Source organism: Mycobacterium neumannii, from assembly GCF_048452905.1.
Lineage (GTDB): Bacteria > Actinomycetota > Actinomycetes > Mycobacteriales > Mycobacteriaceae > Mycobacterium > Mycobacterium neumannii_B.
The window spans coordinates 676,413-697,104 of the sequence record NZ_JBCGVF010000003.1 but is presented as its reverse complement, the minus strand read 5'-3'; the positions used below and the strand labels follow the sequence as shown (position 1 = coordinate 697,104).

General features: G+C 66.8%; 19 protein-coding genes. 7 read left to right on the top strand and 12 right to left on the bottom strand.

Features of this window, described 5'->3' with window-relative positions:
• The first annotated feature begins 24 nt into the window (after nt 1-24).
• On the top strand, nt 25-1,005 hold the full coding sequence (locus AAHH99_RS09635; protein WP_418769575.1) for a TIGR03617 family F420-dependent LLM class oxidoreductase: 981 nt from the start codon (nt 25-27) through the stop codon (nt 1,003-1,005).
• Nucleotides 1,006-1,045: 40 nt separating this feature from the next.
• On the top strand, nt 1,046-2,542 hold the full coding sequence (locus AAHH99_RS09630) for a flavin-containing monooxygenase (protein ID WP_418768450.1): 1,497 nt from the start codon (nt 1,046-1,048) through the stop codon (nt 2,540-2,542).
• A gap of 9 nt (nt 2,543-2,551) precedes the next feature.
• Here the strand turns inward: AAHH99_RS09630 and AAHH99_RS09625 are convergent, their stop codons facing one another.
• On the bottom strand, nt 2,552-3,316 hold the full coding sequence (locus AAHH99_RS09625; protein WP_418768449.1) for a helix-turn-helix domain-containing protein: 765 nt from the start codon (nt 3,314-3,316) through the stop codon (nt 2,552-2,554).
• A gap of 33 nt (nt 3,317-3,349) precedes the next feature.
• Between AAHH99_RS09625 and AAHH99_RS09620 the strand changes: the two genes are divergently transcribed.
• Nucleotides 3,350-3,724 (top strand): DUF4345 family protein, encoded by a 375-nt coding sequence (locus tag AAHH99_RS09620; protein WP_418768448.1) that lies wholly within the window; start codon nt 3,350-3,352, stop codon nt 3,722-3,724.
• 41 nt (nt 3,725-3,765) lie between these two features.
• On the opposite strand, the gene AAHH99_RS09615 is transcribed toward AAHH99_RS09620, so the two are convergent.
• Both AAHH99_RS09615 and AAHH99_RS09610 read right to left on the bottom strand, forming a co-directional pair.
• Nucleotides 3,766-4,878 carry a hypothetical protein gene (locus tag AAHH99_RS09615; protein WP_418768447.1) on the bottom strand — a complete coding sequence of 371 codons (1,113 nt, stop codon included), beginning with the start codon at nt 4,876-4,878 and terminating at the stop codon, nt 3,766-3,768.
• Nucleotides 4,878-6,011 carry a phosphotransferase family protein gene (locus tag AAHH99_RS09610; RefSeq protein ID WP_418768446.1) on the bottom strand — a complete coding sequence of 378 codons (1,134 nt, stop codon included), beginning with the start codon at nt 6,009-6,011 and terminating at the stop codon, nt 4,878-4,880. Before AAHH99_RS09610 ends, AAHH99_RS09615 begins: the two co-directional genes overlap by 1 nt.
• A gap of 43 nt (nt 6,012-6,054) precedes the next feature.
• Here AAHH99_RS09610 and AAHH99_RS09605 point away from each other — a divergent pair, with 43 nt between their 5' ends.
• Together AAHH99_RS09605 and AAHH99_RS09600 are read left to right on the top strand one after the other, a co-directional pair.
• The gene (locus AAHH99_RS09605) at nt 6,055-6,657 is read left to right on the top strand and encodes a TetR/AcrR family transcriptional regulator (protein ID WP_418768445.1); all 603 of its coding nucleotides are present in this window, start codon (nt 6,055-6,057) and stop codon (nt 6,655-6,657) included.
• 4 nt (nt 6,658-6,661) lie between these two features.
• On the top strand, nt 6,662-7,342 hold the full coding sequence (locus AAHH99_RS09600; RefSeq protein WP_418768444.1) for a PIG-L deacetylase family protein: 681 nt from the start codon (nt 6,662-6,664) through the stop codon (nt 7,340-7,342).
• A gap of 186 nt (nt 7,343-7,528) precedes the next feature.
• Here the strand turns inward: AAHH99_RS09600 and AAHH99_RS09595 are convergent, their stop codons facing one another.
• Nucleotides 7,529-8,302 (bottom strand): enoyl-CoA hydratase, encoded by a 774-nt coding sequence (locus AAHH99_RS09595; protein ID WP_418768443.1) that lies wholly within the window; start codon nt 8,300-8,302, stop codon nt 7,529-7,531.
• Nucleotides 8,303-8,378: 76 nt separating this feature from the next.
• Here AAHH99_RS09595 and AAHH99_RS09590 point away from each other — a divergent pair, with 76 nt between their 5' ends.
• Both AAHH99_RS09590 and AAHH99_RS09585 read left to right on the top strand, forming a co-directional pair.
• Complete coding sequence (locus AAHH99_RS09590) at nt 8,379-9,833, top strand: FAD-dependent oxidoreductase (protein WP_418768442.1); 1,455 nt, start codon at nt 8,379-8,381, stop codon at nt 9,831-9,833.
• Entirely contained in the window at nt 9,830-10,435 is a 606-nt protein-coding gene (locus tag AAHH99_RS09585) for a TetR/AcrR family transcriptional regulator (protein ID WP_418768441.1), read from the top strand. Before AAHH99_RS09590 ends, AAHH99_RS09585 begins: the two co-directional genes overlap by 4 nt.
• Here AAHH99_RS09585 and nuoN read toward each other — a convergent pair.
• Genes nuoN through AAHH99_RS09545 form a run of 8 tightly spaced genes read right to left on the bottom strand, consistent with a single transcriptional unit; the run spans nt 10,432 to nt 20,682 of the window.
• Nucleotides 10,432-12,006: an NADH-quinone oxidoreductase subunit NuoN gene (gene nuoN, locus AAHH99_RS09580; protein ID WP_418768440.1), complete on the bottom strand. Its 1,575-nt coding sequence runs from the start codon at nt 12,004-12,006 to the stop codon at nt 10,432-10,434. The two genes, AAHH99_RS09585 and nuoN, sit on opposite strands and share 4 nt — an antisense overlap.
• A complete protein-coding gene (locus AAHH99_RS09575; protein ID WP_418769574.1) occupies nt 12,003-13,571 on the bottom strand; it encodes an NADH-quinone oxidoreductase subunit M in 1,569 nt (522 codons plus the stop codon). Before AAHH99_RS09575 ends, nuoN begins: the two co-directional genes overlap by 4 nt.
• Nucleotides 13,565-15,445, bottom strand: a complete 1,881-nt coding sequence (nuoL, locus tag AAHH99_RS09570) for an NADH-quinone oxidoreductase subunit L (protein ID WP_418768439.1) — start codon at nt 15,443-15,445, stop codon at nt 13,565-13,567. Before nuoL ends, AAHH99_RS09575 begins: the two co-directional genes overlap by 7 nt.
• 7 nt (nt 15,446-15,452) lie before the next feature.
• Nucleotides 15,453-15,752 (bottom strand): NADH-quinone oxidoreductase subunit NuoK, encoded by a 300-nt coding sequence (gene nuoK, locus AAHH99_RS09565; protein WP_418768438.1) that lies wholly within the window; start codon nt 15,750-15,752, stop codon nt 15,453-15,455.
• Nucleotides 15,749-16,519 (bottom strand): NADH-quinone oxidoreductase subunit J, encoded by a 771-nt coding sequence (locus AAHH99_RS09560; protein ID WP_418768437.1) that lies wholly within the window; start codon nt 16,517-16,519, stop codon nt 15,749-15,751. Before AAHH99_RS09560 ends, nuoK begins: the two co-directional genes overlap by 4 nt.
• Nucleotides 16,516-17,061: an NADH-quinone oxidoreductase subunit NuoI gene (nuoI, locus tag AAHH99_RS09555; RefSeq protein ID WP_418768436.1), complete on the bottom strand. Its 546-nt coding sequence runs from the start codon at nt 17,059-17,061 to the stop codon at nt 16,516-16,518. The genes AAHH99_RS09560 and nuoI overlap by 4 nt, the downstream gene beginning before the upstream one ends.
• Nucleotides 17,054-18,295 (bottom strand): NADH-quinone oxidoreductase subunit NuoH, encoded by a 1,242-nt coding sequence (gene nuoH, locus AAHH99_RS09550; RefSeq protein ID WP_418768435.1) that lies wholly within the window; start codon nt 18,293-18,295, stop codon nt 17,054-17,056. Before nuoH ends, nuoI begins: the two co-directional genes overlap by 8 nt.
• Nucleotides 18,292-20,682 (bottom strand): NADH-quinone oxidoreductase subunit G, encoded by a 2,391-nt coding sequence (locus AAHH99_RS09545; protein ID WP_418768434.1) that lies wholly within the window; start codon nt 20,680-20,682, stop codon nt 18,292-18,294. The genes nuoH and AAHH99_RS09545 overlap by 4 nt, the downstream gene beginning before the upstream one ends.
• Nucleotides 20,683-20,692: the final 10 nt, after the last annotated feature.

The window sequence follows — 20,692 nt, the reverse complement described above, 5'->3', positions numbered from 1 at the left end:
TTAGGCTCTCACGCCGTGAAGATCATGACAGCGTTGTTCGGCCCAACCGATGCGATCGAGCGGGCGCACGCGTTGCGCGACGCGGGCGCCAGCGGCGTGTTCACCTTCGAAGGACCCCACGACGTGTTCGCGCCGCTGACGCTGGCGTCGACGGTGGGCGGTCTGGACCTGATGACCAACGTCGCCATTGCGTTTCCGCGCAACCCCATCCAGCTCGCCCACCAGGCCTACGACCATCAGGTGCTCGCGGAGGGCCGCTTCACGCTGGGCCTCGGAACGCAGGTGCGCACACAGGTCGAGAAGCGATACGGCGCGGCGTTCGACCGCCCGGTCGCCCGCATGAAGGAGATGGTCGCCGCGCTGCGGGCGGTGTTCACCGCCTGGGAGACCGGCGAGCGTCTCGACTTTCACGGCCAATACTTCCGGCACACGCTGATGACCCCGACGTTCAACCCGGGCCCCAACCCGTACGGCCCTCCGCCGATCTATCTCGGCGCGCTCGGCCCCAAGCTGACCCGCGCCACCGCCGCCGTCGCCGACGGCCTGCTGGTCATGCCGTTCGGCTCGAAGCGATTCCTGCACGAGGCGACGATGCCCGAGGTCCGCGCGGGCCTGTCGGAGTCGGGGCGCTCCCTCGACGACTTCGCGCTGGTGCCCGAGATCATCGTGTCGGTCGGTACGCACGATGCCGCCCACGACGCCGCGCGCCGGCTGTTGGCGTTCTACGGCTCCACTCCGGCCTACCGCCCGGTGCTCGACGTGCACGGCTGGGGCGAACTGCAACCCGAGCTCAACGCGCTGTCCAAACAGGGCCGGTGGCAGGAGATGGGCACCCTTATCGACGACGAGGTGCTGCACACCATCGCCGCGTGCGGCACCCCGGCCGAGATCGCCGCCCACATCCGCGACCGCGTCGACGGGGTGTCCGACCGCGTCTGCCTCTACCAACCCGGACCCATCGCGATCGATGCGCTGGCCGAGATCGTCGACGCACTGACAGGTTGACTCCTATGGTGGTACTCAGCGGGACCAAAGGAGGTTGCGGATGAGTGCCAATGGGCGCGAAGAGCGTGTTGACGATTACTCCGATGTGCTGATCATCGGCGCGGGCATCTCAGGGATCGGCGCGGCCTACCGCCTGCAGGAGAAGAACCCGCACACGTCCTACAAGGTGCTGGAGCGGCGGGCACGCATCGGCGGCACCTGGGATCTGCACCGCTATCCGGGCATCCGGTCCGATAGCGACATCTTCACGCTGAGCTACCCGTTCGAGCCCTGGACCCGGCCGGAAAACGTCGCCGACGGGCCCGACATCCGCGACTACCTGGTTCAGACCGCCCGCAAGCACGGCATCGACGAACACATCCGGTTCAACACCCACGCGTTGTCGGCCGACTGGGACTCGTCTACCGACACGTGGACGGTGCACACCGAACAGGACGGGACCCCCAAGACGTACCGGAGTCGCTTCCTGTTCTTCGGCACCGGTTACTACAACTACGACGAGCCCTACCTTCCGGATTTCCCCGGCCTAGACGAGTTCAGCGGAGAGGTCGTACACCCGCAGCATTGGCCGGAGTCGCTGGACTACACCGGCAAGCGCATCGTGGTCATCGGCAGCGGTGCGACGGCGGTGAGCATGATCCCGTCGCTGAGCGAGAAGGCCGGCCACGTGACGATGCTGCAGCGCTCGCCCACCTACATGCTCAGCGGACCGCGGATCAACCCGATCGTGCAGGCGCTGCGCAAGGTGTTGCCCGGCCGGGCCGGTTACTGGGGCGCGCGCATCTACAACACCATCTTCACGGTGTTCATCTACGCGTTCGCCAAGGCGGCGCCCAAGCTCAGCAGGCGGTACATCCGCAACTACGCCAAACGCAATCTGCCCAGGGGCTATCCGGTCGACAAGCACTTCAAGCCGCGTTACGACCCGTGGGACCAACGGTTGTGCGCGATGCTCGACAACGACTTCTACGACGCGATCAACACGGGCCGCCTCGACGTGGTGACCGACCGGATCGACCACATCGACCCATCCGGCGTCGTGCTGCGGTCCGGGCAGCGGATCGACGCCGACGTGCTCATCACCGCGACCGGCATCCAATTGCAGGCGCTGGGCGGGGTTTTGATCAGCATCGACGGCGAGGAGGTCAAACCGCAGGACCGGTTCGTCTACAAGGAGCACATGCTCGAGGACGTGCCCAACCTGGCCTGGTGCGTCGGCTACATCAACGCCTCGTGGACATTGCGCGCCGACCTGACCGCTCGGGCATTCGCAAAACTGATCTCCTACATGGACTCTCACGGCTACACGCACGCATACCCGCATCTCGGGGACAAGCCCATGGCGGAAAAGCCCGCGTGGAACATCAACGCCGGCTACGTACAACGTGCGGGACATGTGCTGCCGAAGTCGGGCACGCACCGGCCGTGGAACGTCCGGCACAACTATGTGCTCGACGCGATCGACCACCGCCTTGACCGGATCGAGGAGTCGATGGTGTTCGGCCGCGCACCGGTGCGGGTGGCGCCGGTCGCCTGAGCGCACAGGCTAGTTCGGCACCCTGACCGCCACACCGGCGGCCAGAAGCGTCGAGGCGGACAGTCCGAACGTCGACTTGAAGCGGTCGGATAAGTGCGACGGGCTGGCGAAACCGGTCCGCATCGCGGCGTCGGTGAGGTTGTTGCCGTCGGCGAGGGCTCGGCCCGCGTCCAGCAATCGCAGCCACAGCCGGTAACGGCGGACGGTCGTGCCCAGCTCGTCGCGGAACAGATGAAGGAACCGCGACTCCGAAAGGCCCACATCCGCAGCCAGCTCGCGCGAGGTGACCGAACCGGCCGGGTGCTCACGAATCCGGTTGGCAGCGCGGGCGATTCGCGGATCGATACGCCGGTCCGCTGCGGGTGCGGCCACACCGAGCCAGTGGGACGCACCGTCGTCGTCGAGCGGCACGAACTGCAGGCGCTCCTCGTCGACGTGTCCGGCGCCGACTTCTCCGTTGCCTTCGCCGACCTTCGCGCGACAACTCTGGGCGCGGTCCGACATGGGCTCGAGGTAGCACGACACCAGGCCGGTGCCGTGGCAGGTCAGTCGGTGCGTGAGCCGCGGCGGGATGAGCACGCTGCGTGCGTCGACGCGCTCGCGGTGTTGGCTCTCGACGGTGAGCGGTCCACCGATACCGACCGCCAGACACCACACCGATCCCGAATGCGGCGCGAGCTTGAGGCTCGGCCCGGCGTACAGCGCCTGGCCGGGCCACAACCACACCCTCGGACAGCAGGTTTGTGGAAGCGCGTCAGCCGCATATGCGGTCATGCTGGCCTCCTGGTCGATTGACGGGAGGCTACCGTGGCAGACGCAATCGTGGCGATGATCGCCGTGTTCTTCGCCGGGATGGGGGTCTATGCGCTCGCCGCACCGGGGGCGCTTGTCCGGCCGTTCGGCACCACGCTCGGCGGCGCCGCGGCGCGGGCGGAGGTGCGCGCGGTCTACGGGGGTTTCGGAGTGGCCATCGCCGGTGTCCTGGCGTATGCGGTGGCCGACGGCGGGGCGTTGCGCGCGGGTGCGGTGTTCACGGTCGGGGCCGCGCTGGCCGGGATGGCGTTCGGTCGTGTGGTGTCGGCGGTCGTCGACCAGCGAACGTCGTTCTACCCGAACTGGTTCTACTTCTCGGTCGAGGCGCTCGCCGCTGCGGCCCTCGTGGTGATCTCGGTGCGCTACTGATCGCGCAGCGACGGTTGGCGCACCGGAACCGCTCAGTCGGCTCAGTCGGCCAGGGTCAACCAGTCCTTGAAGCCCGACGGGTCATGTCGGCCGAGCGCACCGTGTTCGAACAGGCCCCACCCTTCGCTGGTCTTGCCGCCTTCGGTGCACTCGGCGCGGCCGACGTGGTCGATGACGCCGAACATGGCGCGGCCGTTGACCGCCGGATCGGCCATGTCGTAGGTGAGGCGTTCGCTGAACTTGTCGCCCTTCCACACGCCGTGCAGCCAATCCGAGTCACCGCCGTATCCACCGCCGATGTGGATCGGTACCGCCAGCTTCGACTCGACCTCGAACACCACCGGCGATCCATCCGGGGTGGTCGCTTCGATGGTGGCGCCGTAGGGGATTCGGGTGCCCGAGGTGTAGTGGATCTTCACCCGCGGCCAGCCGAGCTGTTCGACGCGACCGTCGTGCCAGATGCGGGTGCAGTCGTTGAGGCTGCGGAAACCGGTCGGATCCTCTTGGATGATCAGGCAGATGCCGAAGTCGTCGAACGCCATCGGCACGTAGAGCCACCACATGCCCTCGAACGGGGGATCGGCGGGGCGGCCGGCGGGCTCGGCCTCCCCGATGGGGCGGATGCCCCACGACCGGTCGCGGCTGCCGATCCACACGTCCGGGTCGACCGTGATCTCCTCGCCGTCGACGGCGATCGTGCCGCTCCAGGACCCGACCTGCGCGAACCGCTGGGCGTCCAACGTGATTCGGGTGCCGGTGCGTAGGATGTGCCGCTGCTCCTGGATGGCGTCGAACAGACCGTTCCAGGTCAGGTCGACGGCGATGCCCTCGGTCTCCTCGAGCACGATCCGCAGCTTGCGCAGCGGTTCGGTGACCTCGACGCGGTAGCCGAGCACGTGCTGATTGAGCCGGTCGGAGTCGATCCCGTCCGACAGGTGCACCGCGGTCTGGGTGTCGCCCCGCCTCACGAGCACGAACGCGTCCTTCACGCCCAGGTTCGGGTAGTACCCGAGACCGGTGATCACGAAGATGTCGCCGGTGCGGTCGTGGGCATTGAAGTAGGACCGGTCGTAGAAGTTGCGGTCGGACGATCCCGGCCACGCGATGGGTTGGGGGATCTGGTGAATCGGGAATTCGTCGGTGGGACCGAGCATCAGGAGTCATCTCCAATGAGTCGTTTCAACAGCGCGCCGTGATAGAACAGCGATTCGACGTCGTCGGGTCGTTCGATCTCGCCGAACCGCACTCGCCGCGCGCTGGTACGCATGAACACACACGCCCAGATCACGCCGGAGTAGACGTAGAACCAGTTCAGGTCGCCGAGTTCGACCCCGGTCAGCGCCGCATAGGTCTTCTTGACGTCCTCCTCGCGCATGAAGTCGGGCAGCCCCGGCAATCCGGCAAGGCCAGCCAGCTCCTGGAAGACGTTGTGCGCGAAGATCATCCACGCCGCATCCATCTCGCGCGGTCCGAGTGTGGCCATCTCCCAGTCGAGGACGGCCACCGGCTGATAGCCGGAGTACAGCACGTTGCCGACGCGCGAGTCGCCCCATACCAGGACAGGGTCGTTCGCTGCGGCGTCGGCGGGCCAGTTGGCTTCCAGCCAGTCGAGGGCCCGTTCGACCAGCGATGAGCGCCCGATCTCGGGGACGGCGAACTGATACCAGTCCTGAAGCCAGTTGAGGTTGCGCCGCAACGCATTCTGGTCGGAACCATCGTTGAGAAATCCGAACACCGTCTCGGGCTCGGGAATCGAATGCAGTTCGGCGATCACGCCGACTGTGGCGTCCTGCAGTTCGCGGCGCTGTTCGGCGGGGGAGTCGGCGAACCAGTTCCCGCCGAACGTGTACGGCATGACATCGGGCGGCACCCGGCCGTCGACGTAGTCCATCAGGAAGAACGGAGTACCGAGCACGTCGCCGCTGTTCTCCAGCCACCGCACCTGCGGCACCGGAACGTCGGTCTTCTCCTGCACCAACCGGATCACGTCGAACTGGTGATCCATCCGGTACGACGAGAACACCGGAACGTCCTCGGTGGTCGGCGCCACCCGCGCCACCCATTTCTGGACCTGCGCTTGCCCGTCGGCGGACCATCGTCCGGTCAGGATGATCGTCTCCGAGGACATCCCATTGGCGTCGACGCCACTTTCCACGGTGATCTCCGGTGCCGCCCCGTCCGGCAGGACGGTCGACAGCCATCGAGACATCACACCGGGCAGGGTGGACAGATCGCGACTGGAATGTTCGAGGCGGCTGACGTCTTCGACAGCCGGTTCGTTGGCCACAGTCTCTTCTTTCGCCGATAATTACGATACGGTGGGTAGCGTTATGAAACCAGACGCGTCATCGGTTGACAAGACCCCGGGCGCCGGGCGGCCCCGGGATCCACGCATTGACGCTGCCATATTGCGCGCGACGGCGGATCTCCTTGCGGAGATCGGATATTCGAATCTGACGATCGCCGCGGTGGCCGAGCGGGCGGGCACCACCAAGACCGCGCTGTACCGCCGGTGGTCGAGCAAGGCCGAGCTGGTGCACGAAGCGGCGTTCCCCGCCGCGCCGACCGCGATCGCCACCCCGCCGGGGGACATCGCCGCCGACATCCGCGCCATGCTCACCGCCACCCGCGATGTATTCGCCTCTGCGGTGGTGCGGGCGGCGTTGCCCGGTCTGATTGCCGACATGGTCGCCGACGACGAACTCAACGTGCGCGTGATGGACCGGTTCACCGGTGTGTTTGCGGCGGTGCGCGACCGGGTGGCCGACGCGGTTCGGCGGGGTGAGGTCTATCCCGACGTCGACCCGGACCGGTTGGTCGAGGTGATCGGCGGGGCGACGCTGCTTCGGATGCTGGTGCGGCCGGGCGAGCCGCTCGGCGACGACTGGGTTGAGCAGACCACCGCCATCGTCGTGCACGGTGTGGTGGCATAGAGGCGTGTTTGACGCGTTCCCCTCCGACTGGCGTTCCGCACTCGTGCTGGTGCCGCACCCCGACGATCCCGAGTACGGGTGTGCCGCGGCGGTGGCGAAATGGACTTCCCAGGGTAGGCGGGTCCATTACGCACTGGCGAGTCGCGGCGAAGCGGGTATCGCGGGGATGGCCCTCGAACAGGCCGGCCCGCTGCGAGAGCACGAACAGATGCGATCGGCAGCGGTCGTCGGCGTGGCCGACGTCCGGTTCTGGGAGTTCGCGGACGGCGAGATCCGCAACAGTCCCGAACTGCGGGCGAGGATCGTCGAGGCGATCAGTGAACTCGAGCCCGATGTGGTGATCAGCATCTACGGGGGCCCCGAGTGGTCGCCCGGCGCACCCAACCAGCGCGATCACATGGAGTTCGCTGCGGCCGTCGTCGAGGCCTACGACAGCCTGCCCCACCCGCCGCGCTGGCTGTTTCAGAACGGGCCGGAGGCAACGCATGTCGAGGTGATCGACGAGGGAGCCTTCGAGCGTGCGGTCACGTCACTTGCCGAGCACAGGGTTTACCTGTCGGTGCTCGACCCGCACACCCCGATCACGGTGCACGCGCGCAAACAGGTGGAGTCGACGACGACCCCGCGACCCGAGTTCGGCGGCAGCCGCACAGTCGAATTCATCCTGCTGCGCCAGCGCCGCTGACCCTCACTCCCGTTGCGCTGTCGCGCCCTCACTCCCGTTGCGCGAGCGTGCATGTTTGCACACGACACGCCGCGAAAACTCGACAGTTTGCGCACGTTCGACGCCCCCGAGCGTGCGAAAACCGTCGCAGAACGCCCGCGCGTCGTCAGCAGACAGGCACATTCGCGGCACAGAAGGTACAGAGGGTCAGCTGTCGATCTGGCGTTTGTTGCGCTCCGAGGTGGCCTGGAAACGGTCGCCGAGGCCGGCGAAATCCCGGTGCTGGGCGAACGCGATCTTCTCCTCGGCGGCCAGCGCGGGATCGATCACCGCGGCCGCGCCCGTCGTGTAGATCTCCTTCAGGCCGAGCATGACTGACGCAGGCACCTCGGCGATCTGCGCAGCCAGTTCGACGGCGCGGTCGACCAGCCGGTCGTGGGCGACGACCTCGGTGACCAGACCGATGCGCTCGGCGCGCGCGGCATCGACGACCTCGCCGGTCATCGACAGCCGCCGGGCCATGGCCAGCCCCACCACCTGGGGGAGTCGGGCGGTCATGCCGCCTCCGGGCAGGATGCCGACCCTGGCGTGCGTGTCGGCGAACACGGCGCGTTCGGAGGCGATCAGGAAATCGCAGCCCAGCGCCATCTCCAGCCCACCGGTGAAGGTCGCTCCGTTGATGGCGCCGACGATCGGAGTGCACATGTTGCCCGTCGCGGCGATGCAACTCTGCGACCGGAACTCCTCGAAATAGCTCAACCCGTCGCGTTGCGCCTCCTTGAGGTCGACGCCGGCGCAGAACGCGGGGTCTTTGCCGGTGAGGACCACGGCGTTGACGGACTCGTCGGCGTCGGCCTCGGTGAGCGCGTTGTGAGTGGCCTTGATCAGTCCACGACTCAAGGCGTTTCGAGCCTCCGGCCGGTTGAGGGTCAGCACCCGTACGGGACCACGGTCGTCGACGAGCACCAGCGGTTCGGTCATGGGAACCGAATCTAGCGCGCGGCATGGTTATCGCCTATCGTATTTACGAAACGGTGCCGTAACGAAAGAGGAGCCGATGGTTTCCGACGTTCTCGTGGTCGGCGCAGGGCCGACGGGTCTGGCGGCCGCGTGTGGTCTGCTGCTGCGGGGTGTCCGTGTCCGGGTGATCGACGCGGCGGCCGCGCCCGCCACGACGTCGCGCGCCAACTTCCTGCACGCCCGCGGCTCCGAGGTGCTCGACCGTCTCGGTGCGCTCGGCGACCTTCCCGAACGGTCGGTGCGGGCGATGAGCATCCTGACCTACCTGGGCGACAAGCCGATCATGCGCATCCGTTTCGGCGACCCCGGTATGGACACCGCCGCTCCGCCGATGGTGATCTCCCAAGCGGCGGTCGAGGCCGCTCTCCGAGACCGGCTCACCGAACTGGGTGGTGAAATCAGTTGGAGTACAGAGCTTACCGATGTCCACCAGCACGGCGGGACCGTCACGGCCGTCCTCGCCGGTGGGAACGACCTCACCGCCGACTGGCTGATCGGCTGCGACGGTGCCGGCAGCGCCACCCGTCGCGCCGCGGGCATCGACTTCCCCGGGGTGCGTCTCACCGAACGCTTCCTGCTCGCCGACCTCCGCATCGACTGGAACCTCGACCGCTCAGGCACGACCGGCTGGCTACACCAGGACGGCATGCTCGGAGCGATGCCGATGCCCGATGGTCTGTGGCGCATCATCGCTTACGATCCGCACTCGGGGCAGAAGAAGCCCACGGACGATGAGATGCTCGCGCGGTTGAAGCGGATCATTCCGGAGCGCACCGGTCGTTCTGCACCGATCGAGCACGCGGAGTGGCTGTCGATGTTCAGCGTGCACCGCCGATTGGCGAGCACGTACCGGCGTGGCCGGGTGCTGATCGCAGGCGACGCGGCGCACACCCATGCGCCGTTCGGCGGACAGGGGATGCTGACGGGCCTCGGGGACGCCGAGAACCTGGCGTGGAAACTGGCGCTCGTCACGGCGGGCGCTGCCGACGAGAGGCTTCTCGACACATACGAGGCTGAACGACGTCCGCTCGCCACCGAGGTGCTGCGCAACACAAGCGCGGTCACGAAAGTCAATGTGGCGCAGAGCAGCGTCGGCCGCTTCATTCGCGACCGTGTCGTGGTCCCGGTGATGAACCTGCCCGCAGTGCAGCGTTGGGTGACCTACCGGACCTCGCAGTTGTGGGTGACGTATCGCCGGGGTCCGTTGGCGGATCGGTCTTGTCGGTTGTCGGGCCTGCGTCCAGGTGACCGCGTGCCCGGGATCTCGGGCGACGAACTACACGGCCGCTGGGGGCTTCTGGGGGCGAACGACGACCTGGCGAGGATCGCGACCGAGCACCTCGGCGAGACCCGGATCGCCGTCATCCATCGGCGCATCGATGGCGATCCGATGCTGGTGCGCCCCGACGGCCACCTCGCCTGGCGCGGACGACAGCCAAAAGCGTTGCGCCGATGGCTGAGTCGTGTGCTGGCAAGAGGCAGCGTGCGATGACGACGCCGCGTCGGGGCCGGCCACGCGCCAAAGACCTCGACACCGCCATCTTGCAGGCGGCGATCGACGTGTTCATCGAACTCGGGATCGGGGGTATGAGCATCGAGCAGGTGGCCAAACGCGCCGGCGTCGGCAAACCCACGATCTACCGCCGGTGGTCGGGAAAGGAGCAACTCGTCGCGGATGCGATCGAGGCGCATGTGAGCACGGACATACAGTGGCCCACCCGCGAGGAGATCACCGCCGGCGATGTTCGTGATCTGTTGCGACATAACATATCCAGAGCCGCTCGCACGGCGACCGATCCTCGCTTTCGCGCATTGATCGCACAGATCTACGGGTCCGCCGTCACGCACCCCGAGCTGATGCGGATGTACTGGGACCGCTACATCCAGCCCCGCCGTGACCTTGCCTTCGCCATGTTCGAGCGCGCGCAGCGCGGCGGCGCGGTCGACGAGGATGCCGACCTCGACGTTCTCGTGGACATGTTGGCCGGCGCGGTGACCTACCGGGTGCTGCAACCGAATCCGCCAACCGAGCGGCAGATGCGACGCTACCTCGAATCCGCCTACCGTCAGGTCGGCCTGCTGTCCCGCGACTAACGCAGGAACTGGTCGGCGTTGTTGGCCAGATCCAGAAGCGGCTGCGGCAGCGCGCCCAACGCGAACGTGACCGCCGCGGTGACCGTCACGATCGTCGTGCTGAGCGCACTCGGCACCACCAGCGTCGGGGCGTTCTCGGGCGGATCGGTGAAGAACATCAACACGATCACCCGCACGTAGAAGTACGCGGCGATCGCGCTTGCGAGGACGCCGACAACCACCAACGGCATCGCTCCGCCCTCGCCGGCGGCCTTGAACACCGCGAACTTCGCCACGAAGCCGCTGGTCAGCGGGATCCCGGCGAACGCGAGGAGGAACAGCGAAAAAACAATCCCCACAATCGGATAGCGACGCCCGAGCCCCGCCCAGCGGGCCATTGGGGTGTCTTCCTCGCCGGCACCGTCGCGAACCAGGCCGACCACGGCGAACGCCCCCACGGTGCTGAAGCCATACGCGAACAGATAGAACAGCGTCGACGACAGCCCTGCCTCGTTCGCGGCGATCACACCGGTGAGGATGAAACCGGTGTGCGACACCGCCGAATACGCCAGCATCCGCTTGACGTCGGACTGGGTCACCGCTGCCACGGTGCCGACGACCATGGTGAGGATGGCGATCGCCCACAGCACCGGACGCCAGTCGTTCTGCAGGCCGGGTACCGCGACGTAGAACACGCGCAGCAGCGCGCCGAATGCGGCGATCTTGGTCGCCGCAGCCATGAACGCCGTGATCGGAGTCGGCGCACCTTGATACACGTCGGGGACCCAGCTGTGGAACGGGACGGCACCGACTTTGAACAGCACGCCGACCAGAACCAGTCCGATCCCGATCAGGGCCAGCGATGTCTTACCCGATCCCGCCGCGACGGCCTCCGAGATACCGACCAGATCCAACGTACCGGCGTATCCGTACAGCATGGCCACGCCGTAGAGGAAGAACGCCGACGAGAATGCACCGAGCAGGAAGTATTTCAGCGCTGCCTCTTGGGACAGCAGGCGACGCTTACGCGCCAGACCGCACAACAGGTACAGCGGTAGCGACAGGATCTCCAGCGCGATGAACATGGTCAGCAGGTCATCGGATGCCGGGAACAGCAGCATGCCGCCGATGGCGAACATCGTCAGCGGGAAGACCTCGGTCTGGATCACGCCGGCCTTGGTGGCCACTTGTTCGGCGACGCTGCCGGGTACGGCCGACGCCTGGGGGGTGAATCCGTCCAGGCCGCGGCGACCACCGTCGGCGACCTCTGAGCCGACCTGTCGCTCGGCGATCAGCAGGACGCCGAGCACGCCGACGAGCAGGATGGTGCCCTGCAGGAACAGCGCCGGGGAGTCGATGACGACCGCTCCCATCACGGCTGACCGCCCGGTGGTGCCGTGCAGATCACGTGCGAGCACCACCACGGCGACCAGGGCGGCCGCCAGCCCACCGAAGCAGAGCACCAGCTGGCTGCCGTACCGGTGCCGCCGCGGGAGCAATGCCTCCACGAGGACTCCCGCGATCGCGACCCCGAAGATGATCAGCATCGGGCAGACCAGACCGTATTCGACGGTCGGCGGGGTGAGGGTCATGGTCTCGGCCCTTCCGCGATTCTGGGTGCGGGGTCAGGTTGGTCGATAGTGGTCAGGGTGTGGTCGACCGCGGGGTTGATGACGTCCAGTGCGGGTTTCGGGTACACCCCCAGCACGATCAGCAGGGCGATCAACGGTGCGACGACGACGAGTTCGCGCGGCACCAGGTCGCGCACCCGCTCGTTGCCCTCGGTGACGGCTCCGGTCATCATCCGCTGGTACATCCACAGGATGTAGATCGCCGACAGCACCAGCGCCGTGGCCGCGAACACCGCAAGCACCGGGTACCGCGTGAATGTGCCGATGAGTACCAGGAATTCGCTGATGAACGGCGCCAGACCGGGCAGCGACAGTGTCGCCAGTCCGGCGACGAGGAACGTGCCCGCCATCACCGGCGCCACCTTCTGCACGCCACCGAACGCCCGGATCAGTCGAGTGCCCCTGCGCGACACCAAGAACCCGGCGATCAGGAACAGAGCGGCCGTCGAAAGCCCGTGGTTGATCATATACAGCGTCGAACCGGACTGGCCCTGGCTGGTCATCACGAAGATGCCCAGGATGATGAACCCGAAGTGGGAGATCGACGTGTAGGCGATCAACCGCATCACGTCGGTCTGGCCGATCGCAAGAATGGCGCCGTAGACGATGCCGATCACCGCCAGCGTGACCACCAGGGGCTGGAAGTACGTTGACGCGTCGGGGAACAACTGCAGGCAGTACCGCAGCATCCCGAAGGTCCCGACCTTGTCCATGACCGCCATCATCAGCACCGCGCTGGCCGGGGTGGCCTCGACGGCCGCATCGGGCAGCCACCGGTGGAACGGCCACAACGGCGCCTTGACCGCGAACGCGAACATGAAGCCACCGAACAGCAGGTTCATCACGGCGGGGTTGACGGCGAACTCGCCGCTGGACACCGCGGTGACGATCTCGCGGAAGTCGAATGTGCCCGCGGCGAACGCGTCGCTCGAGGCGGTCACCACATACAGACCGATCACCGCGGCCAGCATGATCAGACCGCCGAACAAGTTGTACAGCAGGAACTTCACCGCTGCCTTGCTCCGGTTCTCGCCGCCGAAGCCGCCGATCAGGAAGTACATCGGAATCAGCATCGCTTCGAAGAACACGTAGAACAGCAGGATGTCCAGCGACACCAGCGACATCAGGACCATGCCCTCGACGGCCAGCGTCAACGCGAGGTAGGTCTGCACCGACCGTCCGCGCAGGCCGGTCTGGGCGTCGGCGTCGTTCCAGCCCGCGATGATCAGCAGCGGCACCAGGACCGCGGTGAGCACGACGATCGCCAGCGCGATGCCGTCGACACCGAGGATGTAGCCGGTGCCGAATGACGGGATCCACCGGTGGGATTCGACGAACTGGTACTGCTCGCCGCCGGGTTGGAAGCCGACCGCCACAACGGCGGTGATCGCTAGGACCGCGATCGAGACGGCCAACGCGAACCACTTGGCCAGCACCCGCTGGGCGGCGGGCAGCAGGATCGTCAGCGCCGCGCCGACGGTGGGCGTCGCCCACAACACCGTGAGCCAGGGGAAGTTGTTCACCAGAGTTGCACCGCCAGGATCGCCGCGACCACCAGAACCGCACCTGAAAGCATCGAAAGGGCGTAGGAGCGGGCGTAACCCGTCTGTAGGCGCCGCAGACCCGTCGACAGGCGGCTTACCAGCCCCGCCAACCCGGTGGCCGCGCCGTCGATCGCCTCCTCGTCGATCTCGACGAGCCCGCGGGTCAGCAGTTGGCCGGGCCGCATCAGCGCCGCCTCGTTGAACGCATCGCCGTACAGATCGTTTCGCGCCGCAACGGTGAGCGACGAACCGTCCGGGACGTCCGCTGGCACGGGCTTTCTTCCGTACATGCGGTAGGCGATGAGGATGCCGACGGCGACGACGGTCAGGATCACCGTCGTCACCACCCAGACAGGTGCGACGTGGTGTACCTCGTGCGCACCGACGACCGGTTCGAGCCAGTGCTCCAGCGTGCCGCCGATCGCGAACGCCGCCCCTGAGCCCACGGAGCCGATGGCCAGCAGGATCATCGGCCATGTCATCACCGCGGGGGCTTCGTGCGGATGCGTGTTGGGAGCCCAACGCTTCTCGCCGAAGAACGTCATCAACATCACCCTGGTCATGTAGAACGCGGTGATGCCGGCACCCAGGATCGTCACGCCGCCCAGGATCAAACCCTTGACGCCGCCGGCGCCGAGCGCCGCTTCGATGATCCCGTCCTTGGAGAAGAACCCGGCCAGCGGCGGCACCCCGATGATCGCGAGGTAGCCGAGGCCGAATGTGACGAACGTGATCGGCAGCGCTTTACGCAGGCCGCCGTAGCGCCGCATGTTGACCTCGTCGTCCATCGCGTGCATCACCGAACCGGCGCCCAGGAACAGGCCGGCCTTGAAGAAGCCGTGGGTGAGCAGGTGCATGATCGCGAACGCGTAGCCGACGGGCCCGAGTCCCGCGGCCAGCACCATGTAGCCGATCTGCGACATCGTCGACGCCGCAAGCGCTTTCTTGATGTCGTCCTTCGCGCAGCCGATGATCGCGCCGAACAACAGGGTGACGGCGCCGACGATGACGACGCCCAGTTGTGCGGTGGGGGCAAGGTCGAACACCGGTCCGGAGCGCACGATGAGGTACACACCCGCGGTCACCATCGTGGCGGCGTGGATCAACGCCGAAACCGGTGTCGGACCCTCCATCGCGTCGCCCAGCCAAGACTGCAGCGGCACCTGCGCCGACTTACCGCACGCGGCCAGCAGGAGCAGCAGGCCGATCGCGGTCAACACCCCCTCGCCGGCGTTCGGCGCGGCGGCGAAGACGCCCGCATAGGAAATCGACCCGATGTAGGCGAACATCACCATCATCGCGATGGCCAGGCCCATGTCGCCGACGCGGTTGACGACGAAAGCCTTCTTTGCCGCCGTCGCGGCCGACGGTTTGTGCGCCCAGAAACCGATCAGCAGGTAGGACGCCAGACCGACGCCCTCCCAGCCGACGTAGAGGCCGAGGTAGTTGTCGGCGAGCACCAGAAGCAGCATCGCCGACAGGAACAGATTCAGGTACGCGAAAAACCGTCGCCGCCCGGGGTCTTCGGCCATGTAGCCGATCGAGTAGATGTGGATCAACGAGCCGACACCAGTGATCAGCAACACGAAACACATCGACAGCGGGTCGAGTTGCATCCCGAAGTCCACCTGCAGCCCGCCGACCGGAACCCAGGAGAACAACGCCTCGTGGATCGCGCGGTGTTCGGCGTCACGTCCCAGCATGTCGGCGAAGAGCACGGCGCCGACGACGAACGACCCGATGGCCGCGGCGCAGCCCAACAGGTGGCCCCAGGCGTCGGTCCGTCGTCCCCCCAGGAGCAGGATCGCCGCGCCGGCCAGTGGCAGCGCGATGGTCAGCCAGACAGGAATCGTCATCGCGCCTCTAGTTCTTCAGAAGGCTTGCGTCGTCGACCGAAGCCGACCGGCGGGCACGGAAGATGCTCATGATGATCGCCAGCCCGACCACCACCTCGCAGGCGGCGACCACCATGGTGAAGAACGCGACCACTTGGCCGTCGAGGTGGCCGTGCATACGGGAGAACGAAACGAACGCGAGGTTGGCCGCGTTCAACATCAGCTCGACGCACATGAACACCACGATCGCGTTGCGGCGCAACAGCACTCCTGCCGCGCCGATCGTGAACAACAGCGCCGACAGATAGAGATAGTTGTCGGGATTCACTCCCCGCCTCCTCGGCCGTTCGTCACGGTGACGGTCCGCTTCTGCAGGATGGGGCTGACGGACAGGTCCGACCCGGACCCGTCAGGTAGCCGGGCAGCGATGTCGACGGCGTTGTTGCGCGCGAAGACACCGGGATTCGGCAGCGTCGTCGGATAGCCGCCCGGTTTGAACCGTTCCTCGGCGAGTTCGCGCTGGGTCTTGCGGCGCCCGAAGCGTTCCCGGTGTGCCAGCACCATCGCGCCGAGCGCGGCGGTGATCAGCAGCGCACTGGTCAACTCGAACGCCCACAGGTAGCGCACGAAGATCAGCGCCGCCAACCCCTCGACGTTGCCACCCGCATTCGCCTGCGCCAGGCCGGTGAAGCCGCCGACCGAGACGTTGCCGATGCCCGCGATGAGCAGCAGACCGAAACCGATACCGATGACGACACCCGCAACCCGTTGCCCGCGAATCGTTTCCACCAGTGAGTCCGAAGAGTCGACGCCGATGAGCATCAGCACGAACAGGAAGATCATCATGACGGCACCGGTGTAGACCACCACCTGGACCACACCGAGGAACAGCGCACCCTGGGCGATGTAGAACACGGCCAGCACGATCATCGTCATGGCCAGAAACATCGCGGAGTACACCGCTTTCGGTGCGGCGATCACCCCGAGCGCACCGACGACCGCCACGATCCCCAATACCCAGAACAGCACGGCCTCGGTGGTCGTGGTCTGCCCTGGGTTGTCGGCGGCCACGGCCGCGAGCAGGTCGAGCCTCATCGAACGTCCCCGGTGACCTTCTGGGTCTCCTGTTCGACGGGTCCGATATTGCCCAGGTAGTAGTCGTCGTCGGTGGCGCCGGGGGCCATCGGATGCGGCGGCGGCAACATACCGGACCGCAACGGCGCCAACAACTTGTCTTTACCCCAGATCAGGTCGGCGCGGTTGTCGTCGGCCATCTCGTAGTCGTTGGTCATCGTCAACGCCCGAGTGGGGCAGGCCTCGATGCACAGGCCGCAGCCGATGCAGCGCAGATAGTTGATCTGATAGACGCGCCCGTAGCGCTCACCGGGGGAATACCGTTCGTCCTCGGTGTTGTCGTCGCCCTCGACATAGATGGCGTCGGCGGGGCAGGCCCAGGCGCACAGTTCGCAGCCGATGCACTTCTCCAGACCGTCGGGGTACCGGTTCAGTTGGTGCCGGCCGTGATAGCGCTTGGCGACGGGCCCCGGCTTCTCCGGATACTCCTCGGTGATCGGCTTTTTGAACATGGTTCCGAAGGTGACCCCGAAACCCTTCAGCGCGTCGAGGAACTTAGGCATCGGCTGGCTCCTTGGTTGCGGTCTGCGTGCTGTTCGGCAGGGGCGGGGTGGGGAAGATCTCCGGATCCAGCTTCTGCCGCGGGATGGCGCGAACGTTGCGTCGGCGCGCTGACCGCCACAGCGCCACGGCGATCAGCAGCACCGCGATGGCGCCGAGCGAGGCCAGCGTCGTCGTCACCTGACTGAAGCCCTCGTTGCGGAGCGCGCGCGCCGTGGCGACGATCATGATCCACCCCAACGAGAACGGGATGAGTGCTTTCCATCCCAGCCCCATGAACTGGTCGTAGCGCATGCGGGGCAGCGTGGCGCGCAGCCAGAAGAACAGGAACATGAACCCCCACACCTTGGCGACGAACCACAGCAGTGGCCACCAACCGGTATTGGCGCCATCCCACATGTTGATGGGCCACGGGGCGTGCCAGCCGCCCAGGAACATCGTGGTCGCCAGCGCGGAGACGGTGGTCATGTTGACGTACTCGGCGAGCATGAACATCGCGAACTTGATCGACGAGTACTCGGTGTGGAAACCGCCGACCAGTTCACCCTCGGCTTCGGGGAGATCGAAAGGCGCACGGTTCGTTTCGCCCACCATCGACACCATGTAGACCAGGAACGAGGGCAGCAGCAGGAAGATGAACCAGGTGCCGTCCTGGGCGGCGACGATGCCGGAGGTCGACATCGTACCCGCGTAGATGAACACCGCCACGAACGACAGCGCCATCGCGATCTCATACGAAATCACCTGGGCGCTCGAGCGAATCCCGCCCAGCAGCGGATACGTCGACCCCGAGGCCCACCCGGCCAGCACGATCCCGTACACACCGATGGAGGTCGCCGCCAGGATGTACAGGACGGCGACAGGCATGTCCGTCAGCTGTAATGCGGTGCGGTGGCCGAAGATCGAGACCTCGCCGCCCAACGGAATGACGGCGAACGCGATGAAGGCGGGCACTGCGGCGATAACCGGTGCCGCAAGGTAGACGAACCTGTCGACGCCTGTGGGGACCAAGCCCTCCTTGAGCGCGAGCTTGACGCCGTCCACCAGCGACTGCAGAAGTCCCCGGGGGCCCACGCGGTTAGGTCCGAACCGCATCTGCATGCGGCCCAGCAGTTTGCGCTCGATCAGGATCGCCGAGAGCACCGACAGCATCAGGAACGCGAAGATCGCGAGCGCTTTGGCGAGGGTCAGCCACCAAGGGTCATGTCCGAACAGGGTGGGATCGGGATGGATCACGGTTCGGCCCGTCCGATCGACACGACATCCCCGGTGGACACCCCGAGGCTCCGGTGAACCGCCGAACCCGGTGAATTCAGGGGGAGCCAGATCACGCGGTCGTCCATGTCGGTGATGGCCAACGGCAGCGTGATCGTTCCTCGCGGTGTCCTTGCTGTGACCAGATCGCCCTCCGCGGCGCCGATTTCGGCTGCGGTGGCGGCGGAGAGCCGTGCCACCGGAGCACGGGCGGTACCCGCCAGATGCGGTTCGCCGTCTTGAAGTCGGCCTTCGTCGAGCAGCATCCGCCACCCCGCGAGCACGGCTTGCCCCTCGGCCGGCGGCGTCCGCTTCGGCGGAGCAACGTTCGGCGCTTCGGGCCGTCGACCCGCCCACATTCCCAAGCGCGATATCTCGTCCCCGGCGGCCGCTGCGGTCGGCAGATTCAACGCGACACCGATCTCGTCGGCCAGAAAGGTCAACACCCGCAGATCGGGGATGGCGTTCGTCTCCAGTGACGGCTCGAACGGACGGAGTCGGCCCTCCCAGTTCAGGAATGAACCGGCTTTCTCCACTACGGGCGCGATGGGGAAGACGACGTCGGCGACCGCCGTCACCGCACTCTCCCGCAGCTCGAGGCTGACGACGAACGGTGTGGACTCGATCGCGGCCAGTGCCGCTTCGGGATCGGGTAGATCGTCGACCTCGACGCCCCCGACGAGCAGGGCGCCCAGTTCGCCGCTGCGCGCTGCCTCCAGGATCGCGGTGGTGTCGCGACCAGGTTCGGTGGGCAGCTCGCTGACGTGCCATGCCGCCGCGGTCTGCTCGACGGCCGCGCTGTCGGCGATCGGCCTGCCACCGGGCAGCAGGTTCGGTAGTGCGCCGGCCTCAGCCGCGCCTCGTTCGCCTGCCCGTCTCGGCACCCACGACAGCCGAGCGCCGGTCGCTTCTGCCAATCTGCTTGCCGCAGAGAGGGCTCCGGGCGATGTGGCCAGGCGCTCGCCGACCATGATGATCGCGCCTGGCAGCCGTAGCTGCGGGTCGTCGGCCAGCGCGTCGAGGGCGGCTGCCTCGTCGCCCGGGGCCGCGGTGACCAGGCGGCCGCGCAGCTTGGTCAGGGCGCGGCTGGCGAAGGGGGCGACGGAGATGACCTGCAGCCCCTTGTTGCGCGCGGCCTTGCGCAGCCGCAGGAACACGATCGGGGATTCCTCTTCCGGCTCGAAGCCGGCCAGCAGCACCGCCGGCGCATTCTCCAGATCGGTGTAGGTCACCGTCATCGGCTGTCCCGCGACATGGGCGGCCAGGAAGTCGGCCTCCTCGGCGCTGTGCGACCGGGCCCGGAAGTCGATGTCGTTGGTGTTGAGCACGATCCGGGCGAACTTGGAGTAGGCGTAGGCGTCCTCGACGGTCATCCGGCCGCCGACCAGCACACCCGCGCTTCCGGCCGCGGCCGCCAGCCCGGTGCCGGCCACCACGAGAGCCTCCGACCACGAGGCGGGCCGCAACTTGCCGTCCTCGTCGCGGATCATCGGGGTGGTGATGCGGTCGCCCTGGGTGGTGTAGGTGAAGGCCCAGCGACCCTTGTCGCAGTTCCATTCCTCGTTGACCTGGGGTTCGTCACCGGCCAAGCGGCGCATGACCTTTCCGCGCCGATGGTCGGTGCGCTGGGCGCATCCAGATGCGCAGTGCTCGCACACGCTGGGGCTCGACACCAGGTCGAACGGCCGGGCCCGGAAGCGGTAGGCCGCCCCGGTCAGCGCGCCGACGGGGCAGATCTGCACGGTGTTGCCGGAGAAGTAGGACTCGAACGGTTCATCCGTCGCGATGCCGACCTGTTGCAGTGCACCGCGTTCGAGCAGTTCGATGAACGGATCGCCGGCGATCTGCTCGGAGAAGCGGGTGCAGCGCGCGCACAGCACACACCGCTCGCGGTCCAGCAGCACTTGCGAGGAGATGTTGATCGGCTTCGGGAAGGTGCGTTTGACGTCTTCGAAGCGTGTTTCGGCGCGGCCGTTGGACATCGCCTGGTTCTGCAGCGGGCATTCGCCACCCTTGTCGCACACCGGGCAGTCCAGCGGATGGTTGATCAGCAGGAACTCCATGATGCCCTGCTGCGCCTTGTCCGCCTCCGGTGAGGTGTACTGCGTGCGCACCACCATATCCGGGGTGCAGGTCGTCGTGCATGACGCCATCGGTTTACGCTGGCCCTCGACCTCGACCAGGCACTGCCGGCAGGCCCCCACCGGATCGAGCAGTGGATGGTCGCAAAATCGCGGGATTTGGATGCCGATCAGTTCTGCGGCCCGAATCACCAACGTGCCCTTCGGAACACTGACGTCGAAGCCGTCGATGGACAACTGGACCATCTCGACTCCGGTGTCTGCCCCGGTGTCAGCGGTCTGCGTCATTACGCCCCCT